Below are 18,443 nucleotides of genomic sequence, written 5' to 3'. Positions count from 1 at the left end.
CCACCGTTGCATACATTGAAGCCCCAAATAGCCGTTATCGTTTTGATAAAGATTAATGATGTGGCAAAAAAATTAGCGGATCTCCTACACTATTAAATAAGCCGTTCCGGAATATACCTGTCGTCTTTCAAGTTGCATGTGCGTTGGCTGCGTTCAATTGCCCGAGTCACTTACAAGTGTAAGCTCATCGGGGCTCATTCTCTTGCCGCCTGCCTGCAAATCGAAATCCATTGGGTATAGTAATGTGAGCCGGATCGGCTTTTTGGGCTCGCTAAACGGTCTTTCTGGTTTTCGGGGTGAGCGGTTGCCCTGGAGTGATGTTCTGGGGCTTCACCGGGAGGGGAATTATGATGATCAGCACCGTTGCGCTTTTTTGGGCGCTTTGTGTAGTTTGTGTTGTGAATATGGCGCGCTATTACTCATCTTTGCGTGCGCTGCTGGTGGTATTACGCGGGTGCGATCCGTTGTTGTACCAATACGTCGATGGAGGCGGTTTTTTTACCTCTCACGGCCAGCCCAGCAAACAGATTCGCTTAGTGGGCTATATCTATGCTCAACGCTATCTTGACCATCACGACGATGAGTTTATCCGCCGCTGTGAACGTCTGCGCCGCCAGTTTATTTTGACCAGTGCGTTATGTGGGCTTGTGGTGATTAGTCTTATCGGGTTGATGATTTGGCATTGAAAGTTTGAGCACATAAAAAAAGCGGGCCAGTAAACTGACCCGCTTTTTGCTTTTTGGTGACTACACAGCTCTTAAATAAAGTGCAGTGAAATCCAGTAAAGAGAACCAGAAAGCAGAATTGACACCGGCAAAGTAAACACCCAGGCCATCAGGATGTTGGTTACCGTTTTACGCTGCAAACCGCCACCATCAACAACCATCGTCCCCGCTACGGAAGAAGAAAGCACGTGAGTGGTAGAAACCGGCATACCGGTGTAGCTCGCAATACCGATGGAGACGGCGGCTGTCATCTGCGCGGACATACCCTGCGCATACGTCATGCCTTTCTTGCCAATCTTCTCACCGATAGTTGTCGCCACACGACGCCAGCCAATCATAGTACCGAGGCCGAGTGCCAGAGCAACCGCCATGATAATCCAGATTGGTGCGTACTCGATGGTATGCAGCAAGTCAGTTTTCAGCTCTTTCAGGAAGCGCTTATCGTCCGGTTTGGTTTCCGGCAGAGCAGCTACTTTCTCTGAAGTATCTGAAATGCAAAGCAGCAGACGGCGCATATGGCTACGCTGCTCAATGCTCAGCTTGTCGTAGCTATCGATGTTACCCAGTAGTGCTTTTGCACCCTGAACCGCAAGAATGGCGCGGCTGGCATCGCAATGGAACTCAGCAGGTTTATCCTGACCCTTCACTTCTTCAGGGGTTGGGATAGCTGGATTGAGATCAACAACATGCTTAATTACATCGCCGTGCTGCGCGTAGTACTGCTCCAGGTGAGTGATGGCATCACGGGTACGAGCAATGTCGTATCCAGAAGCATTCATGTTCACCACAAAGCCTGCAGGCGCTACACCAATCAGCACCAGCATGATCAGGCCGATACCTTTCTGACCATCATTCGCACCATGAGAGAAGCTCACGCCAATAGCTGAGATAATCAGAGCGATACGAGTCCAGAATGGAGGCTTTTTCTTGCCGTCTTGTTTTTCACGTTCGGCAGGTGTCAGGTGGATACGACGGCGCTTTTTGGTGCCGCTCCAGTAGCGACGTAGCAAAAAGATTAACCCGCCCGCAATCACCAGACCCACGATTGGGGAAAGGATTAACGACATGAAGATCCCAATGACTTTCGGGATATTCAGCGCATCGACTACCGAGGTTCCGGTCATCAGTGCGTTCGTCAAACCAATACCAATGATGGCACCGATAAGCGTATGGGAGCTGGATGCCGGCAGACCAAAATACCAGGTGCCGAGGTTCCAGATGATAGCGGCCAGTAACATAGAGAACACCATGGCAAGACCATGAGCGGACCCTACGTTCAACAGCAGATCGGTTGGCAACATATGCACAATCGCATACGCAACACTCAATCCACCGAGCAGAACGCCGAGGAAGTTAAATAACGCCGCCATTGCCACCGCGAGTTGCGATCGCATTGCACGTGTATAGATAACAGTTGCCACTGCGTTAGCAGTGTCATGAAAGCCATTGATCGCTTCGTAGAAGAGAACAAACGCCAGAGCAAGTAATAGCAAAAGCCCGGTATGAAGATCCAGGCCGTTAAACAGAAATTCCATAGACGTTACGCCATTTTGAGGACATGAACGCGGCGCATTATGTAAGACAACTCCGTAATGCGCCAACAGAAATATGGACTTTTCTTGATGTTTGTCCTTCTTCGGTCAAACAGTGAAAAGATTTACATATTTATTTTCAATCACCTGCAATTGTTAAGAAGCATTTAGCTGGTGCGACCAGGCCGCTATCTTTACAATTCCTTGCATTAAGCATAGTCGGGAGTAGGTCGTGGAAAAGTTTGATGCCGTAATTATTGGTGCGGGGGCCGCAGGAATGTTCTGTGCAGCGATGGCTGGGCAGGCGGGAAGCAAAGTGCTACTCATCGATAACGGTAAAAAACCGGGCCGTAAAATCCTGATGTCAGGTGGCGGGCGTTGCAACTTTACTAATCTTTATATCGAACCTGCAGCGTATCTCAGCCAAAACCCTCATTTTTGCAAATCTGCTCTGGCGCGTTATACCCAATGGGATTTTATCGATATGGTCGGTAAACATGGTATCGCGTGGCATGAGAAAACCCTTGGCCAACTTTTCTGCGATGATTCAGCACAGCAAATCGTCGACATGCTGGTTGCGGAATGTGAAAAAGGGCAAGTCACCACACGCCTGCGCAGCGAAGTGTTATCTATAGAACATGATGAAAACGGCTATACCATTCAATTAAACGGTGACAGCGTACAAGCGGCAAAACTTGTTATCGCCACGGGCGGTCTTTCCATGCCGGGCCTCGGGGCTACACCGTTTGGCTACAAAATTGCAGAGCAGTTTGGGCTGAAAGTTCTCCCGACTCGCGCAGGCCTGGTGCCGTTTACTTTACATAAACCTCTACTCGAACAGCTCCAGGTGCTTTCTGGCGTATCCGTTCCGTCAGTGATTACTGCGGAAAATGGTGTCAGCTTCCGTGAAAGTTTGCTGTTTACCCATCGCGGTTTGTCCGGGCCTGCGGTATTGCAGCTTTCTAGTTATTGGCAGTCTGGTGAGTTTGTGAGCGTTAACTTACTTCCTGATACCGATCTGGATGAGCTTCTTAACGAGCAGCGTAATGCTCACCCAAATCAAAGCCTGAAAAACACTCTGGCGATGGTGTTACCAAAACGCCTGGTGGAATGCTTGCAACAGCTTGGGCAAATTCCAGACGTGACGCTTAAACAGCTTAACGTACGCCAACAAAGCGAACTGATTGAAACTCTGCAAGCCTGGCAAGTGCAACCTAACGGTACAGAAGGTTACCGCACTGCAGAAGTCACGCTGGGTGGCGTGGACACCAACGAACTTAGCTCACGCACTATGGAAGCACGCAACGTGCCGGGTCTTTATTTTATCGGCGAAGTGATGGACGTAAGCGGCTGGTTAGGTGGATATAACTTCCAGTGGGCATGGAGTTCAGCCTGGGCGTGCGCGCAGGATTTAGTGAGTGTGAGTTGATAAAAAAGTTGGGTCACTGCTTCTGGTAATTATTTTGCATTCAAAGAATAGATAACCAGTTGTTGTAAGTGCGCAAAATTATAATTTTGCGCACTTACAATGTACTAATTATAGGTTGCTAGTACTTCAACGCTTGCATTGGCAACGCCAGGTTTCACATCTTGTGAGTTACGAATATAACGTGCAGACATCTTAATCTTTCCGTCGGCCCCGGTGGGGACAGCACTCGCACCAATTGCATAGGCGGTATTACTGTAATTACTGTTAGCGGTATTGGCATTCACCCATGAGCCAAGTTGCACTGGTTTTGCAGGTATATTTCCCTGACTCGCGGGATCCCCCCAGGCAAGCTGCAAGTCAAAACCCTCAGCACCCCCGCTATTGAGTTGGAAGATACCTTCCATAGGGTTAACACTAGGGTTTATAGGCGTGACTTTAATTTTAATAGGTTGGTTTCCACTATTATTAACTTTAGATCCATTATTTGCGTCATAGAAATTTGTTGGGTTATTTGTCGTCCCGCCGTAACCCCAGGCTTGCGGACACTTAAGTTGAAAACCTGCATCAACCCAAGGGGGGGCTGCATTTATTTTTGAATCATAATTATATGCTCCCATCTCTACCGTTTGGTTTGGATTTAGAAGTTCGCATGTACCTAATTGGAATGATGCTGAAAAAGTGATTCTGCGAGTAATGACTCCACAAAAATCATTATTGTTTGGCAACCTAATGCTCCCTGGTGCACAAACTGCAATGGTATTCGCCGTATTAGTAGGCCTTATAAGCGCAATAACTGTCATAGAGTTAATTTGTGTAGTGCCAATAGGAGGGATAAATCCAGGAGTTCGCCATAGTTTTAGATTAATATATATATTAGTCGGTAGATTGTTATATTTTACTACCGTATCTACATAACCAGGCCAAACAGGAACTGTCTGGTTTGTTCCAGTGGCACTTTCATTAATTGAAACTCCAAGTCCCTTGATATTGGTTGGGTATACTGTATATCCATCAATTGTGTATATCTCTCCTGGGGGGACATCCATCAGCGTATGCGAGGTATTTACCCAGTTTATTGCCCCCACTCGGCAATCCGTATAAGCAGATTGAACAACTGCTTTATTTACCGAGTATAACAACTTACTCGTTTCGCCATCATTTGGTGCAGTAATATTTACAGGTGGGACAATGTAGTCTCCACCTATGCTTGTGTATCCATTTCCGCAATTTAGCGTATCTGCAAATGAATAATTCATAAAGAACACTGGTAGGGTTGCTATTATGATAACAGTAATATATCGAGTGAACTTGTTTATATTCCTGATTATGTTATATAAGTACATGCAAAACACTTTCATAAATACCTCTTACCCAATAAATCGAGAAAGCATTTAGTCTTTAATGCGTTCAGCGAAAAATGGAAAAATAATTACTATTAGTACGAAAGTGGTAAGTCACTGTACTAATGGGTTTTAAATAGTTGATCAATATTACATCAATACTAAAGTTTGCAATCACAGGCTCAACCGTTTCTGCACTTCAGACTTTGAGTGATATTCCGGCTGATGTAATAGTAATATTGTTGTGGATAAATTATAGTCACCAGTTTTTTACATATGGATTGTTTTCCATGCTAGTAACTATAATATTCATCCAGATACAAAATTATTAATCAGAAAACTATTTTCTTAATATTTTTTGGCCCGTATCTTGCGGTTGACTTAACTTCTGTAAAAATTATGTCTTACCCAATGGCAGATAAATTTGCTGATCAATTAAAAATGTATTCATAAGCAAGGCGTGTTAAACCGCTGTGGCACTTTTTTCTGTGCTTTATCTGCTGATAACGGTGCCAAAATATAATTCACTTTACAGCTCGATTCTGCACCATTACCCCACGTGACCCTCAGCGAACCTTTCATATCGGCAACTTTGGCATAAATCACACCACCCTGCGTAACTGCTCCTACGTAGTTGTTCAGCGCATCAAAGACTTCTGCGCCAAATGGCAATGGGTTACCGTTAAATAAAGAGGTTATAAGTACTGGAATACCTGTACGCGTATTAAATTTAACCTTAACCACCGCACCGGAACGTGGCACCGCTTTCTGGGAGGTGTTTTCAAATTCCACATCCTGTGAGGAACCTTCCGGGTCTATCGATACATCGTTCAACTGATAAGGCCGCATTGAAGGGAACACCGCATAGCCGAACGAATCGACTTTTGTCCCCGCATAGGTACCAATTTTGGCACCTTCTGCTCCTTTAGCTTCTACCAGTGCAAAGGTATCGCCGGTATAAGGAGAAAGCGTCACGCCCCCCGAGTGAGCAATCATTGAACCCGACATACCAACGGTGCTGGTTTGGTAGTCAGGTCCTTTGCTGTAGGTACCGCTCATTTGGGCCACGCTGCCAAACCAGGTGCCGCCTACGCTGCCAGAAGTACCTGAGCGGCTATCGTGCGATCCGCTCAAGTTATAGGTGTATTTATTGTCTTCACCCAATGCGCCGCCAATTGATGCCTGTTCATTTTGCCCGCCATTATTATCATGGTTGTAGCGCAGGCTTACAGTTGGAGCACGCACATCACGGTCTTCCCACAGTGGGAATGAGAAGTTCAGGTTAAAACTCGTTTGGTCCGCCCCATAGGCGTTTTGGCTACGGCTTACGTTAACGCTGTAGTTCACCCGTTTAAAATTATTCGAATAACCGAACTGGTACTGTTTGTTGTATTTGTCGTTATTCCAGTAGTTCTCTACTGATGCACTAGCGTAAAAGCTTCCCCAACCTTCAGCTAATCCCTGGCTTGCGGAGAGCGCAAAACGGTTTTTGGAACGCATAATATTCGTTCCTGACTGGCCACTTTTGACGTTATCTCGGGCCAACATCGTGGTCATGTAGTCCATGTATCCGCTACTGGAGAAGCGGTACGCGGCCAGGGTAATGTTACTGTCTGTCTCGGTAATGAGCTTACTGTAACTGGCTCGATAACTTTGCCCCGAGAGAGAGGAAGGCTGGTCTTGATATTCACCAATTTTGCTAAAAGATTGCGTAACGTCGACACCAAATGCGCCCAGCAGCGTACTTAATGCTGTACCAATCTGTGCGGCTTGGTAGTTTTCACTTGCCTGTACGCCCGCGTAACCTGTAACTGAGTTAGTTAACCCACGCTGATAAGTTGCCTCATACAACATTGGTTTATCAGAAATGTTGGAATCGCGTAGCTTGCCTACTGTTAAGCTAAAATGGTGTGAACCAGGGCGTAACAGCTGTGCAACTGAAGCATAAGGCATCGAATAGTTTTGTACCGTGCCATCAGCTTCCTGAATAGTGATATCCAGATCGCCACCGTAACCAGTTGGGTAGAGATCGTTAATCAGGAAGGCGCCAGGTGTAACAGTGGTTTCATAAATGATTTGACCCATCTGCTTCACAATGACTTTGGCGTTGGTTTTCGCAATACCGCGAATTTCAGGCGCATAGCCACGTTGTGAATCCGGCAGCATGCTGTCGTCACTTTCAATCCGCGCACCGGTAAATGGTAAAGAGTCGAAAAGCTGGCCGCTGGTGTTGGATTGACCAATAACGACACGACCCCGCAAAGCTTCAACATCGCGCTGCAAGTAGGTATTTATGGTGCTGTATTGACTGCCCTGATCTTGCTGCCAGTTATAAGAGCCATTATGACGTAAATACCAAGCACCAATATTCAGACCACCGTTGAGACCCGCATAAAAAGTACGGCTGCTGTTAGTACCAAATTTAGAATCATAGCCGTTAAGGTAATAGCTTAATAGGCCGGCAGGGATCCCGCTATCCCATAGCGCAGGGTCAACCGTGCCGCTAGATATGCGGTTGACATAAATTTGTGGGATAGAGATATTGAGCTGTTGCTCATTGCTATCAAACTGGACTTTAGCATCTGGAATTACGCTCTGCAGGTTCGCGCAAGCGACTTTTCCAGAAACCATTTCTACCGCTTCTGGCGAAAGCTGAGATTGGTTGAAATTGATCAACTGCAGAATTTTAGCCGTCAAGCATGGATAGACGGATTTATCTGCCCCTTCTTTTAGCTCAACGTTATCGACACCGACTTCGGTATTATTAACGATAATGCTTACACGGTAGATACCCGGCGTGCCGCTAGAGCCTTTTGAAAAACGCGTAAGATCGACCTTAGTATTACTATCCATACGCATTACGTCAGATTCAAATTCAACGCTGTCAGTAATAGGTTGGGTATCTTCCGTGACTGGTTCATTAGCGCAAACAGGAAATGTTGCCAAACAGAGAATAATAATTGGGGTTAAGCTATTATGGCGCGTTAACTCTTTATTTTTTATTTTTATTATTTTCATGTCAGCAACCTCCTCTCTCACTCGTAAATCAAGCTTTAATCCATTAAAGCTAATAAAAAAAATTAACGGTCATTCGCATTGTATTTAACAAAAGCGCCATAATCATTAATAGCGGTATAACTCAACTGAGAGAGATTGCTCACTCCAGGAATGTCTTTAAACTTGTATGTCTTTGTGCCGCCGGGGATGATCATATCCCCTTCCATTTCATGATTCTTACCACTGTTTTTGTAATAAATCATCCCAAGGGTAACGTTATATGGCGTTGGGTTAATCACCAGCAAACCACCATCACGAATTTTCCAGACGAGATCTTTTGGCGCACTGTTTGCATTACCCGCTAATCCATCCGGACGATAGAAAATTTTTATTCGTGTACGGAATGCGATATTAAGCCGGCTTATTTCCTGAACGCTTTTTTGTTTGGCTGGAACCTCAAGCACATTTAACCAATATACAGATTCTTTATCTGTTGGCAGTGCAGGTGTACCAATATAAGTAATACGTAAGGTTTGTCCTTTCCCTGGGTCCATCCTATTAATAGGAGGTGTCAAAACAAACGGCACGGAAAGTTTTTCGGGAGAAATATGTTCGTCACCTTTATCAATCCAGCTCTGCACTAATACAGGTGACGGATTATTATTAGTCAGTTTAACCGTAACTTCATCTTTACTTTCACGGTAAATAACTCGGGTTGAGCCAATAACAACACCCGCAGCCGCATAATTGACCCACCCTAAAGTAGCCCCTATAAAACACATTACGGCGGCTTTTCTTGCGTAACGACGCATAAGCATATTGATTCCAAATAAGTGAAGCAGGGGCAATGGCTTACCCCTATGGATAACGATTTATTTATACATCAGGTCGTAAACTACTTTGCCTTCCACGGTACCAGCCGCAATGACTGCATCCGCTTTGACGTATTCCACGAAATAGTTCAGACGAGCAGTACCGTTCGGTGAACCCGAAACAGTCTGGAAGCCTGTACCACCAGTATCACTCTGAGAAGCGTAACCAACTTTAATCGGCTGCAGAGAAGTACCGTCCACCAACTGCAGCATTACACCTTCTGCACCGCCAGCCGTACCTTGGGAAAGGTTAGTCAGGTAGCCGGTCATGCTGTCTACGTTGGCTGTGCCATTGGAGCTGGCATTGAAGTAGGCAGCTACTTTGGTTTTGCCGGTTGACAACGTACACTCAGTAACATCAATTACGAACTGTGTACGACCTGCCGTTGCACCTACTGCACCTGGTAGAGAGGTAGTAGAAACCGTTGGCAGTGTCACGTCATTCCCGCCAGCCACTGAGGAATTACAGGTACTTTCTGTGATTTCACCGTGGAACAGGATTTCATTGCCAGCTTGTGCAACATTGATTAAAGACAGAGCAGAGATAATACTTGTAACGATAGCGAGCTTTTTCATGTTAATTCCCCGTTCTTGGGTTTGAATAAATACAAATTTCCGTTTGTTTAACGATTATTAATTTCAGATAACTCTGACATTAATTACAGCATTGATGCATAACATTTTGTAGCGCCACACAAGCAAACCGAGATATAAATAGTTCGCGCGTGACTTTGGGTAAGGTATTGATTAATTAATTTATTGTCTTTGAAGATGCCTCCTCCATTATGACACAACCAATATAAACATTTTTATAAGCAAAAATAATACTCTATAGATACATGCGTGTATTTAAGAATTTAATTCTTTTAGTGGGGCAAAGTCTTAAGATATTACTGCTTTGTTTTGATAAGCTATATTCGCATTTAGGATTACTACTAACAATAACAATGAATAAAAAAGTCAGTTCGATAAAATAGAAAATGGACTATAATTTGTAATAATAAACCAACAAAAAGTTAACATGATGAATAGAAAATTAGATTTAAATTTATTAAGAGTGCTATGCGCCCTGGTTGAAAACAAAAATGTCACGGAGACAGGTGTCCGTCTGGGGATGGGGGTGTCATCAGTCAGCTATGCATTAAATAAACTTCGTGACCATTATTCAGATCCTATCATGATCCGCACTAAAAATGGGATGCAACCCACAAGTTTGGCATTAGAACTTTATAAGCACTTTTCGCCAGCACTAAATTTGATAGAGCCCGCTTCAACTGATAGAAAATTACCTTCTCCCGAAAAAAGTTTTTTCCGTATCAGAACGAATTCGATTATTGAGAATTGGTTGGCATGGAAATTTATGAACGATGAAGGGGCTGAAATTCAAAATGCTGTTTTTGAATTTAATAATTTCAGTAATGACAGTGAGGTACGGATCGAGGCGTTACGCAGAAAACAAATTGATATTGATATTGGGACTCCATTAGCCGTTGATAGTTCTATTATTGAATACCAAATAATTCTAAAAAATGTACATGCAGTGTGCCAGGTCAATCATCCTCGTTTGCAAGGCAAGGTCACACTGGAAATGCTTAAGAAGGAAAAACTGGTTACGTATGTCCTTCCCAAGGATTCGTCTGAGATCGATTTAGAAAAATATATCTTTTATTTTGATGGGATTAGTAGCCTAACCAGGAGGATTCGTGTCTCGTCTTACGATACGTTGCTTATGTTAGTATCACACTCGGATGCAGTATGTTTTATGCCTACACCGCTGATTGATTACTATTCAAAAATGTATGATATAAAAGCGTTAGAGACAGATGTTGTAAATGGACATGCCATTACTATTTATGCAAATATACTGAAGTCAGCAAAAGATAACCCCATACTAAAAAGCATCATCAGTCATCTTATGACATTAGCTGATTGATCCGCCTGGTAGTGCAATAATGTTATTGCTTTAACTTTAAAGTAATAACATCTTTCTGTCTAAAATCTGAAATGGCTTTTTTGATCACAAAAATAACAAATATCAAAAGGGCTAAAGAGGTAATCAAAAAAATGGCAAGGTTAATGTTCATCACCACCTCATTAAATATGATGTTTGATTCAGGGAAATATACTTTCCAGTTTACTATTAGAACCAATAAATCAATGCATCTCTGATTTTTAAACAAGCCTGGATAGTGACTTTTTGTGAAACATTGACAAAAGTCTCTTCCGCTTGCAAATCTCTTTGCGCATAGGGAGTTAAGAACTGAATTTCATATTGCTCAGTAGTAAAGGGAATCGCAATGACCGCCTTAACACTTTTTTTAGCGCTCCGTTTTTGTGCATAGTGCAATGCTTCATTTTTTGGCGTTAGTTTACGATACTGGATATCAGGCAGTGAATTAAATTTTCTACTGCCAGCAGGTTTAACTGTTTCACAATTTACAGGTTCAACGACATCTGCAAGTTTTGGATAAGCAGTCTCAGTATAATTGTCGGAATAAAATAATTTGTTCTTTTCAATCTCACTAATTTTGTCGGATTTTGTCAGTAACCAGTCTGTTGCACCTCTTGATGCAATGCCTTGCGTGCTGACAAGCAAAGAAATAAAAAAAATTAAAAAGAACTTTATGACTTTCCCATTTTTACTCTCCAATAATAATGCTACAAGTTTTTGATATGTGTACTGTTTCTGATGAAAAAGTACAGTTCACTTAAAGAGTGCACGCTAAATTTTGAATAGATTCTTGATCTATGTGCAAGTACGGTTTTCTCACTAATATACAAGTTATTAGCTATTTCCCTGGTGTTCTTTCCCTTAAAGATATTTTTCAACACGTTAGCTTCACGAGTTGTTAATCTTAAAAAAGGCGTACAAATTTCAGGCAAGACATCTTGTCGGAGTTCAAAATCCCTGGTGCCAACCATCTTAATAATCACGCCCTCAATATCCATTTTTGTATGCTGCAATGGAATGGATTTATTTAACACAGTTTTGAAAAGTAAATTATAAAAATGGCTCATTTTATTATATTCAGCGCCATCACAAAGAAATACGGATTCAAACTGCAAGTTTGTGTCATTGATTTTGTTAACCATTTCCAAACGGTCATGGAAAAAGAAACCGTCTGAATCAAAGAACACGATGGATTTCCCACCTGCCCGCAACATCTTTATCGTGAGATCATTAAGATTACTGATTTCATATACATTATATGAAACGTTACCTTTATCACATTTTGAAAAGGCATCTTCAATGACTGACTCTAATCCAAGTTTTAGGAATTTATTTTGAGTGAGTATAAAAATACTCACGACTCCATTGCTATTTTTTAACATTTTGCATCCTGCATAGTTAAAGAGTAAGGAATTCACCCGACCACGTTGTAAGTTATCTCATTGGCTAAGAATCCGTCTTTAGGATTTCAACTCTTTTATAGGATATTTATTAGGAGATTTCCTAGGTGCCTATAGTCCTATTGGAGAGGGATAGGTGCAAACATAAAGAAAGAGAAACCATTTTCTAAAAATCAGAATTTTATCTCGATCTCTTTGGGAATCGATAAATATTAGCTTCTGATAATAATGGACTTTAATTTCCGCGCAGGCCTGGTATATACTCGCCAAAATTACAGACCTAAAAAAAATGTAGCTTATCTCTCAGCGGCGTTTTGCTTGTGTTGATTTCCGGGTAAAAACTCCTACGCTTAGAGCTAGCTGTAATGAAAAAGTTGATGTTAGTGGATGATGTAAAGCACGTTTCTATGCTTTTCAAATCTTAACTCCAACTGGATTACCCTCCACCTTTTTGGTTTCGGTAATAAAGTTCATATGCTTTTTCATTGACATGGAAACGAAGCATTTTCTATGCCGAGTGAGCCCTTACTTTTTTGGTGTTAGTCGTTGCTGTAATAAAAATGGCAAACCAGCATTTTTTAGAAAATACAGGTCACCAGGTGACGTTATTCGTGGTTAAACGTGAGTTAGGCTAAGAAAATGAATCTAAAAAAAACCAGTGTACTACCCGTTTTTCTTCTTATGGCTTCCTTTTCGGTTTTTGCGAAAGAAGTGAAATTGGGCAATGACCTTGCCACTTACACTTTGACCTGCGGGAAATCCATTACGGTCAACTTCACCGATCTGACAGATTCCAATTCTGGGCATACGCTAATCGGTCTGAAAAACAAGCAAACTGGTGCAGTGGATCTCTTTTTGTCACGCACCCCCACCTCAGATCGCCGACAGTACGAACAATACAACAGAGTAATCTACGATAACCTGTCGAAAACCTACATAGGCATGGCTGATAGCCCAAGTATTGTATGGGGTGCGGCACGCGACAACGGCCAGACAGAGGAGACTTATCGTCTGGCTCTTGGTTCACACGTCTATATTTGCGGAAAATTAGAAAAACTGCCGGATGAAACCGCGAACACTCTTTATGGGGAAACGGACGACGAAAACCCGAGTGATGGGACCAATGCCACATACGGCCAATAGCATTTTGCCGTAGTATTTTTTTCTTCAGATACCGTCCTTATGTTTCATTGTTAACTGCTGGCTTGACGATGTCATGCCAGCAGTTACATATCTTCGTCATTCCCAACAGCTTAGTACCAGGCACTGATTTTACTTATTTCAGCCTTCCTGGTGAGATCTGTATTTCATTGATATCACGTAGCTCTTAAGAACCTCTTTATGTTTGGGGTTGAGCTGGAATTAATGATATTTAACCCTACTGGCAATGGCTTCAATTATGACTTGTTGGTACATAACAACGAACTTGCAGGCGATGTTAGCAAGAGGAAACTTAAGCATTACATAGATTCTATTACCAAAAATAGGATGTTAAATACATAAAATATATAGAATTAAATAATTAGTGGTATAACTAATAGTCCATTTTTGATAAGCGGCGTAACTCACACTACAGCGAAGCATTAAGCCGCAAAACAGTTTCGAGGAATATTAGTGAGCACAGATACGGCAGCAATATCTTCTAAGCGGGCATTTTACTACGCGCCGTTCCGCAATTTGTTCTTTGCTCGTCTGCTGACGGTACTGGGTAATGGAATCGCACCGATTGCTCTGGCTTTTGCCGTGCTCGACATGGGGGGATCGGCCGCTGACTTGGGCATTGTTATTGCTGCTCGCTCGATTTTTAACGTGGCTTTCTTGTTGATTGGCGGGGTACTTGCCGATCGCTATTCACGAAGTCGTGTTCTGCTTTACTCATCGGTTATCGCTGCAATCTCACAGGGGGTTGTTGCTGGCTTAGTTCTGGATGGCTCGGCAACCATTATGCTGTTGGTGATACTTGGCGCTATAAACGGTGCAGCAGCGGGGGCTTCGTTGCCTGCTTCGCAAGCCATGGTCCCACAAACTGTTCCGGTGCATTCCTTACGGGAAGCAAATGCCTTTATCCAGTTAGGTATTTATGGCGGGACTGTTATTGGTGCATCACTGGGCGGTGTTCTCATAAGCGTGATGGGGCCAGGCTGGGGATTGGCCATTGATGCTTTAGGGTTTGCGGCATCAGCACCACTGTATTTAATGATTCGAACTAATTCGGCACAACTTCAGAGCGCTCAATCCAATATCTTGCAGGATTTAAAGGACGGTTGGGTGGAGTTTATTTCACGCTCATGGGTCTGGGCAATTGTGGTGCAATTTACCATCGTCAATGCGGCCTTTAGCGGCGTGATGATGGTGCTGGGTCCCGTAGTCGCAGATGCAACATTTGGCCGAACAGGTTGGGGCATGGCGATTGCCGCCCAAAGTATGGGCTTGATAGTCGGCTCTGTTATTGCACTTCGTTGGCGGCCACGTCGGGATTTGTTAATTGGCACAATTTTAACGGCATTTTGCGCAGGCCCAATTGTCATCCTGGCTCTGATTCCTTCGACCTCAGTTTTGATGGCGGCATTTTTTATAGCTGGAGTTGGTTTTGGGTTGTTCGGTGTGGCCTGGGCGCAATCGCTACAAACTCATATCCCGCCTGAAAAGCTTGCACGTGTTTATGCTTATGATGCATTGGGTTCATTTGTGGCGATTCCGATTGGCGAAATTGCAGCAGGCCCTCTTGCGATGCACTACGGCACCACAAATGTTTTATTGTGTTGCGCAGCTGCAGTTCTGATTGCAACCTTCGCAGCCAGTTTCACGCCAGCGATCAGAAGACTCGATAATACTGCGCAAGTCAGACAACAGAGCTAGTTGTTATTCAGCTACTGTTTCTACAGGGATGTAGTATTCACAATCCAGAGCATTTTCAGGCCTGGCGTAGCCGTTATAAGTGAAAACCTCAATGTCAGGGGCTGGTCTGCGTTTTAACCTGTGTTTAGGAAAAATGTTGAGATAAATATGTTTTGAATACTTAGAGTATTCTTCTTTATTGCACCTGAATGAAAATCGGGCATATATCCCCGAAGGGTAGGTGTGATCACCCGGTTTTTTGTTTACCTCTTTATTATGTACGCCAATAATCGAACTTAGCTTTATGCGCATTGAATGTTTCTTATGCGCTTTATATTCAGATATCGACCAAATATTTTGTTTCTGGTTATTCAAATGGTTGATGATGGTATTCCAGCGGACCTCTAAAATATTCTCATTGGCTGGGATGGCGATTTCTTGGTGAGACATTTGACCTGAAACATATCCTTCGGGCAAGGTGCATATCTGAAAACTGCCTACGTCGATGCGGTTAAAGTTGAATTCTGCCTGTAATGGCGAGAAGTCCCAACAGCTACTTCTGCGGTACTGAAGTGGGGTTAAGCCTGCTGCTTTTTTAAATTCCCGGCAAAAGGACTGTTGCGAGTCGTAGCCAAATTTCGCAGATATATCAATCACATTCATATTAGTTAGACGCAGGAAGATAGATGCACGAGTTACCCTACGTTTACGAATGTAGAGACCGAGAGGTATTCTTACATGTTGTTTAAAAATAGTCTGGATGTGCCGGCGGCTGTAACCCGTAAATCTGGATATATCATCAATGTTAATATTCACATCGATATTATTTTCGATGTAATTTAATACTTCCTGTACGATATTCTTTTTAAGCATGTGGCAATACATCCTTGAGCGCGAAAGTCCCTTATTAGATATACACATTGGATTTATTTAGTCAATCAACCCCGTTATTATTGCACTGTTGGTCAATTGATGTAATTAATTAATAAGTTGATGGTTAACCCAATTTACAGCCTGTATTCGATTATTTACCGATATTTTCTTAAAAATATTATAAATATGAGTTCGTACTGTGTTTTCACTGATAAAGAAGGATTGAGCGATGCGAGCATTAGACTCACCTTTACATAACTCGTGCAGAATTTCGTATTCCCGTATGGTCAAATTGCCTGAGTTTTTATCACCATAGGTTTGTTCCGGTGCGGTTTGAAGGCAAGTGTTTGCATTATCTTCATATCTGTTTTGCATCATAATTTTTATGGCGTTAACCAGACTGCCTGGTGTGGTGTCATCGGGTAATACGGTATCGAAACGATGCCAAATTGATTTCTCATAAACAGACAATGCCCTCGAGCAGTTAAGCAGGCATATCCGCATGCTGGATTGGCTTTCCGCAAGCAACTTTGGCCAGACTTTGTTGGATTTACTGCTGGCTGCGTCTGTATCGTAAATAAAGATAGATTTCTCAGAAGCATAAAACATCATTGGTTTCTTTACATTCAGGACCACAACTGGGATCTTAATTTCCTGATTCAAGCGCTCCAGAAGAAGATGATTTTGCACTGAGGGTCGGGTAACTAAGAACAATTTTTGCTCTGCTGCGTAGTTAAGCATGGGTCTTCCCTCTATAGAGTTATTTTCTCCAGGACAGTGAATTTACTGTCATCCATTAATTGGGCTAACGATAAGATGTTAGACCTAATGAGATTTAGCTTATTGTGCATAATAATAAATCGGTTTTACCGAATTATTAAGCAGAAGTTATTTGTCTCTAATGTAAGTTCGTTGATATTTAATGGTTTAATTTATTTAATGATCTTTCATAAATTAAAATACATTCTATTAAATAATGTATTTTAATATTAATGTATTAGTGGCAAGTACTAAGCATTATGCAAATACGTTAATCTCCGTAGTTACTTATATATTTACTTATTTATAATAAGGCTGAGGTAAATACCTCTTGGTAGATACAGATTTACTGTACTCCTAACAAAAGGAAAATTTTATGAATAAAGTATCAATTATTGCTTTATTAACGTGTATTAGTTTTTCTCCTGTTGCAATGGCTGCGGGTGATAATGGTTCAGGAATAAAAGAATGGTCAAATGTTGTTCATTTCAATGGCCTTGTATTTGAGAGTTCATGCAAGATATCTACCTCTGATAGAGGAAAACTAGTATCTTTACCACCAATAAGACTTTCAGAAATACCAACGACAGAAACAAGAACTAACGCTGTACCATTTAAGTTGACACTTGAAGATTGTGGATTGGTTGCTAATAAACCTCCGAAGATTGCCATTCAGTTTAATGATGATAATGTCACAAAACAGGGATATTTGAAAAATTCAAATGGAGCATTGAATAATGTAGGGCTGTTGCTTATGACCAAAGATGGCGCAAAAATTGATGCTAGCAAAAGAACCTCTTATCATGCGGATGATGAAGGTGGTCATTCGTATAGTAATAAACGCAACTACTCATTCAGTGTTGGTTATATAAAAGTGAATGACTCAGGTGTTAAATCTGGTACATCAGGCCCAGTTACTGCTCAAGTTAATTATCACATAACATATTGGTAAGGTAAAAATACCATAGCCATAAATGGCTATGGTATTACTCACATGGAGGTCACTATGAGATTTTTAATTCTGCTATATTCCATACTATTAACGCCATTGTCCTATGCCGACAATATCATTGTTAATGGAACGCGTTTTATCTACCCGGCTAATGCTCCAGAAATCACTATCCAAATGACCAACACAGGCAGTGCGCCATCTCTGGCTCAAATCTGGTTAGATGAAGGCGATCCTGATGTACCGCCAGAAAAAATCTCTACGCCCTTTATAATATCTCCACCTATTGCTCGTGTAGATGCGAAAAATGGTCAATCGATAAGAATTAAAAAACAGGAATTGCAAACAATCTCCATAAATGACAGAGAGTCACTGTGGTGGCTAAATATTCTGGATGTCCCTGCTATCGATAAAAATGAGTATAAAAAAGATGCTGGCATGCTAAATATGGCGATCCGTTCCCGCTTTAAATTTATATGGCGACCTGAAGGGCTTGGTAATAGAGCAGATGCTGAAAATAAATTAGAGTTACGCTCTGCAAGAAATAAAATTACGGTTATTAACTCTTCGCCATTCTTTATTACGATTGTCGATATTAAAACTGCTTTAGGTTCCGGTCTTTTAGAGGAAAGTGAGATGGTGGCACCCAAGAGTCAAATGGAATTCAAAGTAAAAGAGAACATTTCTCACGGGCAAAATTTAATTGTTCAAAGTATTAACGACTACGGTGGAGTGGTTGAAACAAAAATCATTACTCATGGATAGTAAGGATATAACA

16 protein-coding genes are annotated in these 18,443 nt (G+C 42.2%); 7 read left to right on the top strand and 9 right to left on the bottom strand.

Features of this window, described 5'->3' with window-relative positions:
* Positions 1 to 350: 350 nt before the first annotated feature.
* Positions 351 to 686, top strand: coding sequence for a universal stress protein UspB (uspB, locus tag LVQ77_RS15870; RefSeq protein WP_034499574.1), 336 nt, complete (start codon positions 351 to 353; stop codon positions 684 to 686).
* Between the two features lie 71 nt (positions 687 to 757).
* On the opposite strand, the gene pitA is transcribed toward uspB, so the two are convergent.
* Complete coding sequence (pitA, locus tag LVQ77_RS15865) at positions 758 to 2,260, bottom strand: inorganic phosphate transporter PitA (protein WP_232863930.1); 1,503 nt, start codon at positions 2,258 to 2,260, stop codon at positions 758 to 760.
* A gap of 229 nt (positions 2,261 to 2,489) precedes the next feature.
* Here pitA and LVQ77_RS15860 point away from each other — a divergent pair, with 229 nt between their 5' ends.
* Positions 2,490 to 3,686 (top strand): BaiN/RdsA family NAD(P)/FAD-dependent oxidoreductase, encoded by a 1,197-nt coding sequence (locus LVQ77_RS15860; protein ID WP_232904947.1) that lies wholly within the window; start codon positions 2,490 to 2,492, stop codon positions 3,684 to 3,686.
* Between the two features lie 104 nt (positions 3,687 to 3,790).
* On the opposite strand, the gene LVQ77_RS15855 is transcribed toward LVQ77_RS15860, so the two are convergent.
* The 4 genes from LVQ77_RS15855 to LVQ77_RS15840 form a co-directional block, all read right to left on the bottom strand.
* Positions 3,791 to 4,942 (bottom strand): fimbrial protein, encoded by a 1,152-nt coding sequence (locus tag LVQ77_RS15855; protein ID WP_232904946.1) that lies wholly within the window; start codon positions 4,940 to 4,942, stop codon positions 3,791 to 3,793.
* 531 nt (positions 4,943 to 5,473) lie between these two features.
* A complete protein-coding gene (locus LVQ77_RS15850; protein ID WP_232904945.1) occupies positions 5,474 to 8,044 on the bottom strand; it encodes a fimbria/pilus outer membrane usher protein in 2,571 nt (856 codons plus the stop codon).
* Positions 8,045 to 8,106: 62 nt separating this feature from the next.
* Positions 8,107 to 8,841 carry a fimbrial biogenesis chaperone gene (locus tag LVQ77_RS15845; RefSeq protein WP_232863925.1) on the bottom strand — a complete coding sequence of 245 codons (735 nt, stop codon included), beginning with the start codon at positions 8,839 to 8,841 and terminating at the stop codon, positions 8,107 to 8,109.
* 54 nt (positions 8,842 to 8,895) lie between these two features.
* Positions 8,896 to 9,471, bottom strand: a complete 576-nt coding sequence (locus LVQ77_RS15840; RefSeq protein ID WP_232863924.1) for a fimbrial protein — start codon at positions 9,469 to 9,471, stop codon at positions 8,896 to 8,898.
* Positions 9,472 to 9,916: 445 nt separating this feature from the next.
* Between LVQ77_RS15840 and LVQ77_RS15835 the strand changes: the two genes are divergently transcribed.
* Positions 9,917 to 10,828 carry a LysR family transcriptional regulator gene (locus LVQ77_RS15835; RefSeq protein WP_232904944.1) on the top strand — a complete coding sequence of 304 codons (912 nt, stop codon included), beginning with the start codon at positions 9,917 to 9,919 and terminating at the stop codon, positions 10,826 to 10,828.
* A 207-nt stretch (positions 10,829 to 11,035) separates the two neighbouring features.
* Here LVQ77_RS15835 and LVQ77_RS15830 read toward each other — a convergent pair whose 3' ends face one another.
* Both LVQ77_RS15830 and LVQ77_RS15825 read right to left on the bottom strand, forming a co-directional pair.
* Positions 11,036 to 11,545, bottom strand: a complete 510-nt coding sequence (locus tag LVQ77_RS15830) for a hypothetical protein (protein ID WP_232863922.1) — start codon at positions 11,543 to 11,545, stop codon at positions 11,036 to 11,038.
* An 8-nt stretch (positions 11,546 to 11,553) separates the two neighbouring features.
* A complete protein-coding gene (locus tag LVQ77_RS15825) occupies positions 11,554 to 12,228 on the bottom strand; it encodes a helix-turn-helix transcriptional regulator (protein ID WP_232863921.1) in 675 nt (224 codons plus the stop codon).
* A 657-nt stretch (positions 12,229 to 12,885) separates the two neighbouring features.
* Between LVQ77_RS15825 and LVQ77_RS15820 the strand changes: the two genes are divergently transcribed.
* A complete protein-coding gene (locus tag LVQ77_RS15820; protein ID WP_232863920.1) occupies positions 12,886 to 13,389 on the top strand; it encodes a hypothetical protein in 504 nt (167 codons plus the stop codon).
* 471 nt (positions 13,390 to 13,860) lie between these two features.
* Positions 13,861 to 15,105, top strand: a complete 1,245-nt coding sequence (locus LVQ77_RS15815) for an MFS transporter (protein WP_232904943.1) — start codon at positions 13,861 to 13,863, stop codon at positions 15,103 to 15,105.
* A 3-nt stretch (positions 15,106 to 15,108) separates the two neighbouring features.
* Here the strand turns inward: LVQ77_RS15815 and LVQ77_RS15810 are convergent, their stop codons facing one another.
* Positions 15,109 to 15,957: a helix-turn-helix domain-containing protein gene (locus LVQ77_RS15810; RefSeq protein ID WP_232904942.1), complete on the bottom strand. Its 849-nt coding sequence runs from the start codon at positions 15,955 to 15,957 to the stop codon at positions 15,109 to 15,111.
* Positions 15,958 to 16,062: 105 nt separating this feature from the next.
* On the bottom strand, positions 16,063 to 16,698 hold the full coding sequence (locus LVQ77_RS15805; RefSeq protein ID WP_151993820.1) for a LuxR C-terminal-related transcriptional regulator: 636 nt from the start codon (positions 16,696 to 16,698) through the stop codon (positions 16,063 to 16,065).
* 394 nt (positions 16,699 to 17,092) lie between these two features.
* On the opposite strand from LVQ77_RS15805, the gene LVQ77_RS15800 reads away from it, so the two are divergent.
* Both LVQ77_RS15800 and LVQ77_RS15795 read left to right on the top strand, forming a co-directional pair.
* On the top strand, positions 17,093 to 17,668 hold the full coding sequence (locus tag LVQ77_RS15800; protein WP_232904941.1) for a fimbrial protein: 576 nt from the start codon (positions 17,093 to 17,095) through the stop codon (positions 17,666 to 17,668).
* A 54-nt stretch (positions 17,669 to 17,722) separates the two neighbouring features.
* Positions 17,723 to 18,430 (top strand): fimbrial biogenesis chaperone, encoded by a 708-nt coding sequence (locus tag LVQ77_RS15795; protein ID WP_232904940.1) that lies wholly within the window; start codon positions 17,723 to 17,725, stop codon positions 18,428 to 18,430.
* Positions 18,431 to 18,443 lie beyond the last annotated feature (13 nt).

The organism is Buttiauxella cochleicola (assembly GCF_021282435.1).
In the GTDB taxonomy this organism is placed as follows: Bacteria; Pseudomonadota; Gammaproteobacteria; order Enterobacterales; family Enterobacteriaceae; genus Buttiauxella; species Buttiauxella massiliensis.
The sequence above is the reverse complement of the archived record's forward strand: the minus strand, read 5'-3'. Positions and strand labels throughout refer to the sequence as shown.

What these genes read in the sequence shown, in the direction of transcription:
- LVQ77_RS15845 (WP_232863925.1), bottom strand. Translation starts at nt 8,841, where the DNA reads ATGCTTATGCGTCGTTACGCAAGAAAAGCCGCCGTAATGTGTTTTATA.
- LVQ77_RS15855 (WP_232904946.1), bottom strand. Translation starts at nt 4,942, where the DNA reads ATGAATTATTCATTTGCAGATACGCTAAATTGCGGAAATGGATACACA.
- LVQ77_RS15810 (WP_232904942.1), bottom strand. Translation starts at nt 15,957, where the DNA reads ATGCTTAAAAAGAATATCGTACAGGAAGTATTAAATTACATCGAAAAT.
- LVQ77_RS15835 (WP_232904944.1), top strand. Translation starts at nt 9,917, where the DNA reads ATGATGAATAGAAAATTAGATTTAAATTTATTAAGAGTGCTATGCGCC.
- LVQ77_RS15795 (WP_232904940.1), top strand. Translation starts at nt 17,723, where the DNA reads ATGAGATTTTTAATTCTGCTATATTCCATACTATTAACGCCATTGTCC.
- LVQ77_RS15825 (WP_232863921.1), bottom strand. Translation starts at nt 12,228, where the DNA reads ATGTTAAAAAATAGCAATGGAGTCGTGAGTATTTTTATACTCACTCAA.
- LVQ77_RS15800 (WP_232904941.1), top strand. Translation starts at nt 17,093, where the DNA reads ATGAATAAAGTATCAATTATTGCTTTATTAACGTGTATTAGTTTTTCT.
- uspB (WP_034499574.1), top strand. Translation starts at nt 351, where the DNA reads ATGATCAGCACCGTTGCGCTTTTTTGGGCGCTTTGTGTAGTTTGTGTT.
- LVQ77_RS15820 (WP_232863920.1), top strand. Translation starts at nt 12,886, where the DNA reads ATGAATCTAAAAAAAACCAGTGTACTACCCGTTTTTCTTCTTATGGCT.
- LVQ77_RS15805 (WP_151993820.1), bottom strand. Translation starts at nt 16,698, where the DNA reads ATGCTTAACTACGCAGCAGAGCAAAAATTGTTCTTAGTTACCCGACCC.
- LVQ77_RS15850 (WP_232904945.1), bottom strand. Translation starts at nt 8,044, where the DNA reads ATGAAAATAATAAAAATAAAAAATAAAGAGTTAACGCGCCATAATAGC.
- LVQ77_RS15840 (WP_232863924.1), bottom strand. Translation starts at nt 9,471, where the DNA reads ATGAAAAAGCTCGCTATCGTTACAAGTATTATCTCTGCTCTGTCTTTA.
- pitA (WP_232863930.1), bottom strand. Translation starts at nt 2,260, where the DNA reads ATGGAATTTCTGTTTAACGGCCTGGATCTTCATACCGGGCTTTTGCTA.